Here is an 11,125-nt window from a genome sequence, read left to right on the forward strand (position 1 = left end):
CACCGCCAACACCCCCAAGGCCGTCAGCAGGCCGCGGGCAATGCCCGCCAGCACCTTGCCCAGATGCAAAGACAAGGGGTGCACCGGCAACAGCAGCAGCTCTTCAAAGCTCTTGGTAAATAGCCGCGATCCACAAATGGAGAAGGTGGTGCCGGCAAAGCTGATGGTCATGGCTGAAAGAGCCACCATCCCCGGCAAGATAAAGCGCAAATAAGAACCTGCCGCCGTGGATCCGGCCACCTCGGCCAAAGCTTCGGCCCGCAGGGATCCCCCCAAGCCCACCCCAAAGGCAACAATGTAGATGAGGGGAGCCACCAGCCCCGAGGCCACCACCTGCCAAACTCGCCCCCGCAGATCCAGCCAGTCGCGCCAGAAGATGGTTAAACTGTCTTCCCAGATTCGCTGATAGGGTAGGGTCAGGGCACGGCTTACCATAGGTTTTCTTCGCTGTATAAGAGGTCTTCTTGTTTTCTGCTGCCGCGGCCGTGGGGAACTGCTTGCTGCTCCCTACTAGTAACCGTAGTAGTTGGAGCGCCGCGACCGCCACCAGGCCACCGGCAGCGCCAATGCCTTGCTGAGAGTGGACACGTAAGCGCGGGTGCGAAAAACCTGGTAGTGGTTGCGCTCGATGGCGTTGAGAATCTGCCGGTAGAGCATCAAGGAAGCGGCTACCGGCCAGCGGGAGTCCGGCTGCAGGGTAGGGATCCCCCGTTCCGCTTGGGCATAGAGCTCTCTAGCCCGCCGGATCTCATAGTCCATCAAAGCCATCCAGCGCTCGTCAATAACATAGTTAAACAGGTCCCGCTCGGAGTAGTTGAAGCGGCGCAGATCTTCCAGGGGGATGTAGATCCGCCCGCGGCGGGCGTCCTCTCCCACATCCCGCAAGATGTTGGTTAGTTGCATGGCGATCCCCAGCGCCACCGCCTCCTCGCGGCCATCCCGGCCCGGCACAAACCCCATGATCTCCGAGCACATCAGCCCCACCACCCCGGCCACGCGGTAGCAGTAGACCCGCAGATCCTCCCAGGTGGCGTAGCGCCGCGTATCCAAGTCCATGCTCTGCCCCCGCAGCATCTCGCGAAACGGCTCGATGGAAAGGCGGTAGGTGCGGATGGTGTGGATCAAAGCGAGGTCCGTGGGGACTTGCGGCTCGCCTCCCTGGAAGAGCGACTCCAGATGGGATCCCCACTGCTCCAGCTTGCTGCGGGTGACCTCCACCTCTGCCTGGCTGGCTTCCAGTCCATCCAGCAACTCATCGGTTTGCCGCAGCCAAGCGTAGATGGCCCAGATGGCCCGCCGTTTGGACTGGGGCAAGAGCAGGGATCCCAGGTAGAAAGTCTTAGCGTGCTTGGCCGTGATCTGGCGACAGAGGGCAAAAGATTGCTCAAGCGGACTCATCTGGCTGATCTCCAGGGGCGCAGGGCCAGGATAGAGAAGGAAGAGGAACGGCGAGGGCACATATCAACACTACGGGAAAGCGGACGCCGCGGATAGCCTAGAAGAGGTTGTGGGGAAAAGAAAGATTCAAAAGGCATAGGAGGCGGACGGCGGAGAGCTAGACCCCCGCAGCTGCCAGAGTTGAGGCCGAGACAGAAGCGCGTTGAAATGGGATCCCCTTGTTGATGGCCTCCGCCGCCCACTTGCCGGAGAGGATGGCCCCCTCCATGCTGCCCAGGAAGGGCTGTAGGGTGTAGCTGCCCGCCAAGAAGAAGTTGGGAATAGGGGTAACTTGAGTGGGGCGATACTGCTGTCTGCCAGGGGTAGCCTTGTAGACCGAGCGCGGCGTTTTCACCACCACCCACTTGCGCACGCGGGCGGGGTTGGGGCCGGTAAGGTGCTGGGGAAAGAGTTTTTTCAGTTCCTCCAGCGTGGCGGCAAAGATCTCCTCATCGCCGCAATCAATCCACTCGGCAGCCGGAGCCAGCACCAGCTCCAACATGGACCGCTCCGGATCGGCATAGGCCCGGCAGGTGTTGCTCATGTCGGCATACACGCTCAATAGCGGCGAGCGGGAAAACAAGGAGTGATCGATGTGAGTAATCTTGCGGTCAAACCAGATCTGCAGGCTAATTACTGGCACCCCCTCCAGTTCACGCAGCTTTTGGAAAAAGGGGATCCCCCACCACTGCGCCGGCAGCAGCTCCTTGAGCGCGTCCACCGAAAGGGCCGAGACATAGGCATCGGCAGTCACCTCCACCGGCCCAGAGGGGGTGGCTAAGCAAAACCCGGCCACGCTGCCGTCAGGGTTGAGACGAATGTCCTGCAACGCCGCCTTCAAATGCACTTCCCCCCCACGGGCCACAATGTAGTCCACCATCGGCTGACACAACCGCTCTGGGGGAGCGCCGTCTAGGTAGGCAATTTTGGAGCCATCTTTTTGCTGCAAAAAGCGGTTCAAGGCCGTCAGGGGCACCATGGCCGAGATCTCCTCCGGGTTGATGAAGGCCAGGGCCTTGGAGACGGCAATGAAAATATCGGTGTTGACCCGCTCGTCAATACCCTGCCGCCGCAGCCATTCCAAGAGGCTATAGCGATCCATCTGCTCCACATAGCGCTGGCCGCGAATCATGGCCGGCACCAGCCCCAGGGCAAACTTCACCTTTTCCCCCCAGGTGAGCATGTCGTTGTTGCGCAAGATGCCGACAATGGCGTTGAAAGGAGCGGGAATATCCGGCAGGTCAAAGCGGGAATAGGTGCCCGGCTTGTCCGGCTGGTTGAAAATCAAGCTGTGTTCCTTCCACTGCAGGCGATCGGAGATGCCCAGCTCCCGGAACAGCTGCAACGTGTTGGGGTAGGCGCCAAAAAAGTTGTGCAGCCCCGTCTCGATCCAGTCGCCGTCGGCATCTTTCCAGGCAGCCACCAGGCCACCCAAAACATCCCGCCGCTCAAAGAGGAGCGGTTGATGCCCGGCATCGCAGAGATACTTGGCACAGGCCAGCCCGGCCAGCCCGCCACCAGCAATGGCAACACGCATGAGGGTAACGACAAAGCAACATTTTTATTCTATTTGCAAACCGTTACAATTGCCGGGGCCAAGGGGCAGACGGAAGGCCGACCCAGCAAAAGCAGCGGAACAAGGGGATCCCGAAGCCCATCTGTCTCACTGCCGGGATCCCAATCGCTGGTAGGATACATACGGAAGAAAAAATAAAGATTTTCTGCAGTCCGGGGGAAAACAACGATGGCCAAACAAACACTGGGATCCCTGCTGTCATCTGGCTTTGATTTAAACGGCAAGCGCGTGCTGGTGCGCGCCGACTTCAACGTCCCGTTGGATCCCCAGGGCAACATCACCGACGACACCCGCATTCGCGCCTCCCTGCCCACCATCCAGGCCCTCACCCAGGCAGGCGCCAAAGTGATCCTCACCAGCCACCTGGGCCGCCCCGTCAAGAAGGACAAAGAGACAGGCGCGGTTAAGGTCGCCCGCGAGGGCAATAGCCTGGCCCCCGTAGCCACCCGTCTTTCTCAATTGCTGGGCCAGCCGGTTGCCTTTGCCCCCGACTGCATCGGCCCTGAGGCCGAGGCGGTAGTGAACCGCCTGGAAAACGGCCAGGTGGCCCTGCTGGAAAACGTCCGCTTCTACCCAGAAGAGGAGGACAACGACCCGGAATTTGCCCGCAAGCTGGCCTCACTGGCCGACCTGTTTGTCAACGACGCCTTTGGCAGCGCCCACCGCGCCCACGCCTCCACTGCCGGCGTCACCGCCTACCTCCAGCCTGCTGTGGCCGGCTACCTGGTGGAAAAGGAGCTGCAGTTTCTTTCGGGCGCCATCGAGAATCCGCGGCGCCCCTTGGCGGCCATCATCGGCGGCTCCAAAGTCTCCACTAAGATCGGCGTCATTGAGCGGCTCCTGGAAAAAGTGGACAAGCTCCTGCTGGGCGGCGGCATGATCTTTACCTTTTACCAAGCCCAAGGGATCCAAACCGGCAAGTCTTTGGTGGAAACCGACAAGCTGGATCTGGCCCGCTCCCTGATGGAAAAAGCCAAAGAGCGGGGGGTGGAGCTGCTGCTGCCGGTGGATGTGGTGGTAGCCGATAGGTTTGACAAAGATGCCCAGGCCCAGACCGTTTCCATCCACGCCATCCCCGAGGATTGGATGGGCTTGGACATCGGCCCGGAATCGATCAAAGCCTTCCAGGCTGCCCTGCAGGGGTGCCAAACCGTGGTCTGGAATGGGCCAATGGGCGTGTTCGAATTCGACCGCTTTGCCCTGGGCACAGAAGCCATCGCCCGCACCCTGGCCGATCTCACTCAAGCGGGAGCCACCACCATCATCGGCGGCGGCGACTCGGTGGCAGCTGTCGAGAAAGTTGGCCTCGCTGACAAGATGACCCACATCTCCACCGGCGGCGGGGCCAGCTTGGAGCTATTGGAAGGCAAAGTGCTGCCCGGCATTGCCGCTCTCACAGAAGCGTAGGTTCCTCCTTCGGGTCGCAGCCCCTCCAATCCAAAAACCAAGCCAAAAAGTAGGGGCTGGATTCAGCCCCTCCTAACTTTAGTCGGTGTAGATCGCTGCAGCGATGGCGAGACAGGATCCGGCTTAGTGCACCACCACTTTAACGTTGGCGTTGTTCAGGCCAGGACGCTTCACCTCGGCCAAGGTCTTGTTGACGGCGTACTTTTGGTTGATGGAGTTGATCAACTCGGTTTGGTTGTGCTTCTTGGCCACGCCCCACAGATCGGCGATCAGGTCGTAGGAACCGTCGGGATTCTTCGACCAGCCCAGGTCGTAGTCGCCTTCCAACTGAGCCACGATGTCAGCGCGAACACGCTGGCCGTTGTAGCCACGCACGTCGGCGTTCAGCTTAACGGTGTAGCCGAGATCGCGCAGAGAGTTGATCAGGACTTGACCGTCAGTGATTTTGGTACGCAGGGTGCTAAAATGAGACATGGTGTTTCTCTCCTTTGTATAGGGGTTGGAACATCGACACAAACAATGGGCACTGTTCTTTGGGGAAGGTTTGGGCCCTGCCGTCCCTGCTTCTGTCAAGGTAGCTTTGGATCCTCACCTCCTCCTAGAACTCCAGCCGCTGGTACTCGGCTACAGAGGCCGCTGCAGGCCGAGCCCGCTGCTGGGCCCATTCCCTCAACGCTACCACTTGCTCCGTCATGGTGCGAGATAGCGGTTGAGTTGCTTTCGTTGCTGCCAAAATGTCCAGTTGGGTAAATTCGCGGTTCTGGGCAAACGCTTCGTACATGGCAGCAATCAAAACTTGTTCGATCTCTGCGCCGGAGAAGCCTTCACAGGCTGCGGCCAACTGGCGCAGATCAAAGCGGCTGATGTCGCGCCGCCGCTTCTTCAGGTGGATCCGAAAGATCTCGATGCGCTCGTTGATGTTGGGCAAGTCCACGAAGAAGATTTCGTCAAAACGACCCTTGCGCAGGAATTCGCCCGGCAGACGGTCCACACGGTTGGCGGTGGCCATGACAAAGACCGGCGAGCGTTTCTCCTGCATCCAGGTCAGGAAGGAGCCAAAGATGCGGCTGGAGGTGCCCCCGTCAGAATCGCTGGAGCCTGCTGATCCAGCAAAGGCTTTGTCCAGCTCGTCGATGAAAAGGATGGCAGGGGCGAGAGATTCAGCAGTTCGCAGGGCACTGCGCAGATTCGCTTCCGATTTGCCCACCATGGAGCCATCATAAACGCGGCCCATGTCCAGACGCAGCAGGGGCAGGCCCCAGAGACGGGCAGTGGTCTTGGCGATCAGCGACTTACCGCAGCCAGGCACGCCCAGGATCAGCATACCCTTGGGTTGGGGCAGTCCATAGGCGCGGGCCCGCTCAGTGAAGGCCTCAGAACGTTGCAGCAGCCAGCGCTTCAGCTCTTCCAGACCGCCAACGGCGTCGATGGTCTCGTCCTCTTCGATAAACTCGAGAATGCCGTTGCGCCGGATCAGTTGCTTCTTCTCAGAGAGGATGATGTCTACTTCTGCCTCGGTGAGGCGACCATGCATCACCACAGCCTTGCGGTAGACTTTTTCTGCCTCGTCCTGCGTTAGGCCCAGGGCCGCCTTGAGCAACTTTTCGCGGGTATCAGGAGCCAAAGGCAGGGAGCGCGGGATCTGCTCCAGCTGGCGGTTGAGGGCGCGCTCCAATGTGGCCATGTCCGGCAGGGGGAAGTCCACTACGCAAATGTCTTTCTCCAGCTCGACCGGGATCACCTGCACCGGCGACATGAGCAGGATGGTTTTGTGGGATCCCTTCAGGCTGGCAATAGCATCCCGCAGCCAGCGCTTCACCTCGGTGTTGTCCAAGAAGTCATGTAGGTCTTTGAAGACGCAGATGGCGGGATCCTTTTGCTCCATTACCCACTGGATGGCGGGCTGGGGGGATTGGGTGTTGTGCTGGGTGAGGCTGCGGGGGTTGCCGTATTCGACGATGCCGTGGGTAACTGTCCAAATGAATAGGCGACGCTGAGGCTTAAGGGTGCGGGCAATTGCTGCCAGAGCCGCTTCTGCCCGTTCCTCCTCTGGAGTCAGCAGGTACAGCAGTGGGTATTGAGCTTGAATGAGGATGCTTAGCTCTTGCATGGGAAACACCAACTGCAGAGGGGAAATTTCAGGAGCCGCCAGAACGGTTGAAAAATGGGGTTCGAGTTGCCTAGGTATTGGATTGCACTTGGGAGTACGCCCTTGTTGGATGGATTTTGAGAGGATTTTAGAAGCCTTCTGTGTTGCTGTCTGCTCCTATCAGCTCAAGTTCCTGAAGGGGGCCCGCTTGGGAGCGTTCTAGCAGGGTACCAGAGCATCCTGCCGTTGCTCTTCCGAGCCAGCAGCCGACCCCCAGTATTCTGGCTCCACCTCTTCAAGGATGGCTTCGGCAGCCGATGTCTGGTGCAGGGAAACCACCTCTCCATCGCGGATCACAAATGGGTGACTACACTTGGGACATTGATGGACACGATAGGCGCTACCTTGTACCCCTTCAATGACCTCTGGGTGAAGCAGATAGAAGGTAATGGCCTTCTCTGCCACTGCCGACATCGGCTCCCGCTCCACGGCAGCCCGAATCTTCAGATTCCGGTGCAGCTCAGGTGAGAGATACAGGGTCACCTTCTGCTTGGACTCTGTGCCTTCCACTACCTCTGGCCGATGATTCATGGCTAACCGCTTTCTTTGAATTGCTTGCCAAACTTGGGGCCTATCATAGCCAGTCTGCCGGCTTGACGGCAAGTTTTTAACAATCTGTAACAAACAATTTTCTTGATGGCCCTCTGTGGATACCTGCGGCTGGGGGAGTAGGCTAGGTGGAAGACAAGGAGCGGAATGTCCAATCCCTATGGAACGCTTGATCAACACCCTCAGCAAAAATTTCTCTAGCTGGGGCCGCCGTGCCCTGGTGCAGGCCGGCGATGGTTTGGCCAGCTTGAGAGACACTGCCGTGGATAACGGCAATCTGTTACTCTGCAAGGCTCGCATCGCGTTCGCGGATGCCAGCTTCACCACCCTAAAGGCAATTCGGTCTCGCTTTGGCGCCAGTCGCTGACGGTTGGGCAGAAGCACCCTGCTAGCCGCCCAGATCTTGCAGCCGATAGAGGCTGGCATAGAGCCCGCTGAGGGCCATGAGCTCGGCATGGGATCCCTGCTCTTTGAGTTCCCCCCGCTGCAGAACCAAGATGCGATCCACATCGCGGATGGTGGAAAGGCGGTGGGCGATGATCAGGGCGGTGCGATCCCGCAGCAGGGTGTCTAGAGCGGATTGCAGGAGGGCTTCGGTGCCCACATCCAGGCTGGCGGTGGCTTCGTCCAAAACCAAGATTTTGGGATCCCGCCACATGGCCCGCACAAAGCTGATAAGCTGTTTCTGGCCGCTGGAGAGGTTGCTGCCCCGCTCTCGCACAGGGGTGGCGTAGCCTTGGGGCAAATTGCGGAGGAAGTCATGCAGGTTGAGTTGGCGGGCGACCTGCTCCACTGCCGCTAGATCTGCCTTCTCTCCTAGGGTGATGTTTTGCTGGATATCCCCGGAAAACAAAAATCCATCCTGCAGGATTACCCCTAGGTGGCGGTGCAGCTCGGCTTGGGGGAGATCGCGAATATCGACACCGTCAATGCGAATAGATCCCTGGGTTACGTCGTAGAGACGGCAGAGCAAGCGGATGATGGAGCTTTTCCCGGCTCCCGTGGGCCCCACCAGGGCCACTTTTTCTCCGGGGCGGATGGTGAAGGTGAGGTCTTTCAGCACCCACTCCCCGGGGTTGTAGGCAAACCAGACGTGCTCAAACTGCACCTCTCCCTTAGCATCGGGGGGTAGGTGGCGGGGCTGAGCGGGATCCCGGATGGCAACCGGCAGGCTGAGGATGGCGTCGATGCGCTCGACGGCGGTGAACCCCGCCTGTAGGGCCGTAAACTTTTCGGCCAACTGCCGCAGCGGGTTAAAAAACCGTTGTGAAAAGAGAATAAAGGCGTAGAGGCTACCGAAGGTGAGGGGTTCCCTGGGCAGGGGCAGGGATCCCGTCCATCCCCCTCCAAGTGAGCCCCTACCGGCTGACATCACCTGCTGCCCGCCCACCCAGAGCAAAGCCGCCACGGCCAGCCAAGACACCCACTCCAAAACGGCAGAAAGGGCAGAATCATAGAGGATGGTTTGATCCACTTCCCGGATGTAGCGGCGGTTCATGGTTTGAAAAATCTCGCTGTTCAACCGCTCCCGGCGAAACAGTTGCACCACGGTAATGCCCAAGATGTTCTCCTGGATCCAGGAGTTCAGCTTGGAGAGTTCTTCGCGCACGCGAAAGTTGGCATCCCGAAAGCGGCGCTGCAACTCGAGGACAACAGCGCTGATGGGCAGGACGATGAGGATTAGCAGCAAGCCCAGATCCCAGCGTTGGCTGAGCATGACCACCGCGATCACCCCCAGAGTAAACAGGTCGCTGACAATGCCGACGGCACCGGTGGAAAAGACATCCCCCAAGGCTTCCACGTCGCTGGTGATGCGGGTGATCAACTTGCCCACCGGGGTGCGGTCGAAAAACTGAGCCGGCAAGGCCAGAATGTGGGCGAAGAGATCGTCGCGGATGTCGCGGGTCATCAACTGCCCCAGCTTTTGGCTGACATACCCTTCCAGGGCTTGGAAGAGCCAGCGAACCAGCACCGTCAGGATCAACAGACCCACATAGGGCCAAAGGTCGGAGAGGATCCCGGCCTCACCCTGTTCCAGAGCCTGGGCAATGGGGCCATCCAGAGCCCGCTGTAGGATCAGAGGCTGCACCGCATCCGCCAGCGCCAAGGGAGGCAGAAAGGCCAAGGCGGCCAACAGTAGCTTCAGGTGCCGACGGGCGTAGGGCCAGAGGAGCCGCAGCAGCCGCCAATCGCTGGCTCGCCGCGGGCGGGGATCCCTACTTAAATCGGTATCGAGGGGAGAGGCGGCAAGGCTCACAGGCTTACACCCGAGAACAACAAAGACAACTCATAGAGAGCACTGATCTACTCTAAGCGCTCTCCCTGAGGGAGAGGGAGTTTGGGATCCGCAAGGGTTTCCTCGCCATTGGGAATGGCTATAGCTGCACCCCTAATGGCTCTGGGGCGGACGGAAAACTGGCCGCTTCAGGAGCTTCTGGCCGCTCGGTTCGGGCAGGCTGTAGGCAGCTTGATGAGGAGAAACCGGCAATGTCTTACTCAACCTCTTACTCCGTGTCTTACTCGAAAATCTTTTTCCCAGTTTGGGTGGCGGGGCTGGTGTTGTTGATTGGCGGTGGGATCCTGTTTGTCCTGCTGCGGGCTTTTGGGCTACCCATTGGGGAGCTGGCCGACTGGGCCATTGGGATCGCCAGCTTTTGGTGGCTGGTGGTGATCGTCACCCTTCCCTGGAACCTCTACTTTCAGGCCAAGGCCGTTCAGCAGGAGGCGGTCGTGTCTCAGGAACGAGGGATCCCGGTGGAAGATTCAACCTTGGCTTTCCTACAAAAGCTCAGCCGCTGGTCGTTGCGCGTGGCCATTGCCCTGCATGGGCTGTCGGCTCTGGCTTTCTACGGCCTGGCGGCTGGGCAGGTGACCCCCCTCGGCTACCCCAGCGCTGTGGCTGCCCTGTTGTTGACGGCTCTGCGCCCGGCCATCCGGGGCTACGAGTATTTGGCCGACCGCTTGGCCCAGTTGCAAGGGCAAATCCAGATCCCTCGCGAAGATGCCCTCGAGCTGGCGGAACGACTAGAGCAGTTGCAGCGCCAAGTCGAGCAGTTGCAGGAGCAATGGGATCCCGGCAAGCCCGGTTCTTGGGCCCAACAGGAGGAAGAAACCCGGCGCTACCTGCGGCAGGAGCTGGCCGCGCTCAAAGCCCAACTGGAACAGTTGCGGGCCAGCAACGAGCTGGAGCACAGGCAATTGCGCCAGGAGACCCACCAAGCTGTGGCTCAGCTCAGTGTGGATAGCCAATTTCTCGGCCATGTGCGGGAGATCCTGCGCTTCATCAAGGAAGCCTAGCGGGATCCGTTGTTCAGTCCTTCCAACTGAGCGGCAAATTGAGAAGGAACCAGCTTGGTGCCCACGCCGGCATCGGTCAGCAGCTCCAGCAATAGGGAATGAGGGGATCCCCCATCCAGAATGTGGGCCGCCCGCACCCCTTGTGCCAGGGCGCGAATGCAACACTGCACCTTCGGGATCATGCCGCCCTTGACGACACCGGCTTGGATCAACTGGCGAGCCGTCTCGATATCCAGCAACGTAATCAGAGAGCTGCGATCCTGAGGATCTTTGAGAATGCCAGGGGTGTCGGTGAGCAAAATCAGCTTTTCTGCCCCCAGAGCAGCCGCCAGTTCTCCCGCCACCGTATCGGCGTTGATGTTGTAGGCTTGGCCTGTCTCATCGGCAGCCACACTGGAGATCACCGGAATCTGTCCACCTTCCAACAGGGTTTGCAGCAACTGGGGGTTGATGCTGCTCACTTCCCCAACAAAGCCGATCTCTGCCCGGCCCTGGGATCGCGCCTTGATCAAGTTGCCATCCCGCCCGCACAGCCCCACCGCCGATCCGCCGGCCAAGCTGATGAGCTGCACGATCTGCTTATTAACCTTGCCCACCAACACCATCTCCACTACTTCCATGGTGGCGGCATCGGTAACCCGCAAGCCATCCACAAACTTGAAGGGAATGTCCAGTTTTTGTAGCCAACTGTTGATCTCCGGCCCCCCCCC

Annotated in this window: 10 protein-coding genes and 1 pseudogene; 3 read left to right on the forward strand and 8 right to left on the reverse strand. The window is 59.6% G+C overall.

Annotation, left to right across the window (positions count from 1 at the left end):
* The 3 genes and pseudogenes from NW815_RS04330 to pds form a co-directional block, all read right to left on the reverse strand.
* Positions 1-435: pseudogene (locus tag NW815_RS04330) on the reverse strand (ABC transporter permease); the annotation flags it as partial.
* A 75-nt stretch (positions 436-510) separates the two neighbouring features.
* Positions 511-1,398 carry a phytoene synthase gene (locus tag NW815_RS04335; protein ID WP_414388869.1) on the reverse strand — a complete coding sequence of 296 codons (888 nt, stop codon included), beginning with the start codon at positions 1,396-1,398 and terminating at the stop codon, positions 511-513.
* A gap of 157 nt (positions 1,399-1,555) precedes the next feature.
* Entirely contained in the window at positions 1,556-2,974 is a 1,419-nt protein-coding gene (gene pds, locus NW815_RS04340; protein ID WP_414388871.1) for a 15-cis-phytoene desaturase, read from the reverse strand.
* A 207-nt stretch (positions 2,975-3,181) separates the two neighbouring features.
* Between pds and NW815_RS04345 the strand changes: the two genes are divergently transcribed.
* Entirely contained in the window at positions 3,182-4,420 is a 1,239-nt protein-coding gene (locus tag NW815_RS04345) for a phosphoglycerate kinase (RefSeq protein ID WP_414350812.1), read from the forward strand.
* Positions 4,421-4,543: 123 nt separating this feature from the next.
* On the opposite strand, the gene NW815_RS04350 is transcribed toward NW815_RS04345, so the two are convergent.
* The 3 genes from NW815_RS04350 to NW815_RS04360 form a co-directional block, all read right to left on the reverse strand.
* On the reverse strand, positions 4,544-4,894 hold the full coding sequence (locus NW815_RS04350; protein ID WP_011433295.1) for a DUF1257 domain-containing protein: 351 nt from the start codon (positions 4,892-4,894) through the stop codon (positions 4,544-4,546).
* A 124-nt stretch (positions 4,895-5,018) separates the two neighbouring features.
* A complete protein-coding gene (locus NW815_RS04355; RefSeq protein WP_011433294.1) occupies positions 5,019-6,530 on the reverse strand; it encodes an AAA family ATPase in 1,512 nt (503 codons plus the stop codon).
* A gap of 198 nt (positions 6,531-6,728) precedes the next feature.
* The gene (locus tag NW815_RS04360) at positions 6,729-7,100 is read right to left on the reverse strand and encodes a hypothetical protein (RefSeq protein ID WP_041436554.1); all 372 of its coding nucleotides are present in this window, start codon (positions 7,098-7,100) and stop codon (positions 6,729-6,731) included.
* A 178-nt stretch (positions 7,101-7,278) separates the two neighbouring features.
* Between NW815_RS04360 and NW815_RS04365 the strand changes: the two genes are divergently transcribed.
* Positions 7,279-7,485 (forward strand): hypothetical protein, encoded by a 207-nt coding sequence (locus NW815_RS04365; protein WP_414342377.1) that lies wholly within the window; start codon positions 7,279-7,281, stop codon positions 7,483-7,485.
* Positions 7,486-7,506: 21 nt separating this feature from the next.
* On the opposite strand, the gene NW815_RS04370 is transcribed toward NW815_RS04365, so the two are convergent.
* Positions 7,507-9,375 carry an ABC transporter ATP-binding protein gene (locus NW815_RS04370; RefSeq protein ID WP_414388873.1) on the reverse strand — a complete coding sequence of 623 codons (1,869 nt, stop codon included), beginning with the start codon at positions 9,373-9,375 and terminating at the stop codon, positions 7,507-7,509.
* Positions 9,376-9,605: 230 nt separating this feature from the next.
* Here NW815_RS04370 and NW815_RS04375 point away from each other — a divergent pair, with 230 nt between their 5' ends.
* Positions 9,606-10,415, forward strand: coding sequence for a hypothetical protein (locus NW815_RS04375; protein ID WP_414388875.1), 810 nt, complete (start codon positions 9,606-9,608; stop codon positions 10,413-10,415).
* Here NW815_RS04375 and argB read toward each other — a convergent pair.
* Positions 10,412-11,125 (reverse strand): acetylglutamate kinase (argB, locus tag NW815_RS04380; protein ID WP_414415751.1); only part of this gene is annotated, 714 nt, incomplete at its 5' end. The two genes, NW815_RS04375 and argB, sit on opposite strands and share 4 nt — an antisense overlap.

This window comes from Synechococcus sp. R6-7, assembly GCF_047461695.1.
In the GTDB taxonomy this organism is placed as follows: Bacteria; Cyanobacteriota; Cyanobacteriia; order Thermostichales; family Thermostichaceae; genus Thermostichus.

Excerpts from the sequence above, each read along its gene's own strand:
- pds (WP_414388871.1), bottom strand. The coding sequence starts at position 2,974 with ATGCGTGTTGCCATTGCTGGTGGCGGGCTGGCCGGGCTGGCCTGTGCC.
- NW815_RS04355 (WP_011433294.1), bottom strand. The coding sequence starts at position 6,530 with ATGCAAGAGCTAAGCATCCTCATTCAAGCTCAATACCCACTGCTGTAC.
- NW815_RS04365 (WP_414342377.1), top strand. The coding sequence starts at position 7,279 with ATGGAACGCTTGATCAACACCCTCAGCAAAAATTTCTCTAGCTGGGGC.
- NW815_RS04345 (WP_414350812.1), top strand. The coding sequence starts at position 3,182 with ATGGCCAAACAAACACTGGGATCCCTGCTGTCATCTGGCTTTGATTTA.
- NW815_RS04350 (WP_011433295.1), bottom strand. The coding sequence starts at position 4,894 with ATGTCTCATTTTAGCACCCTGCGTACCAAAATCACTGACGGTCAAGTC.
- NW815_RS04360 (WP_041436554.1), bottom strand. The coding sequence starts at position 7,100 with ATGAATCATCGGCCAGAGGTAGTGGAAGGCACAGAGTCCAAGCAGAAG.
- NW815_RS04375 (WP_414388875.1), top strand. The coding sequence starts at position 9,606 with ATGTCTTACTCAACCTCTTACTCCGTGTCTTACTCGAAAATCTTTTTC.
- NW815_RS04335 (WP_414388869.1), bottom strand. The coding sequence starts at position 1,398 with ATGAGTCCGCTTGAGCAATCTTTTGCCCTCTGTCGCCAGATCACGGCC.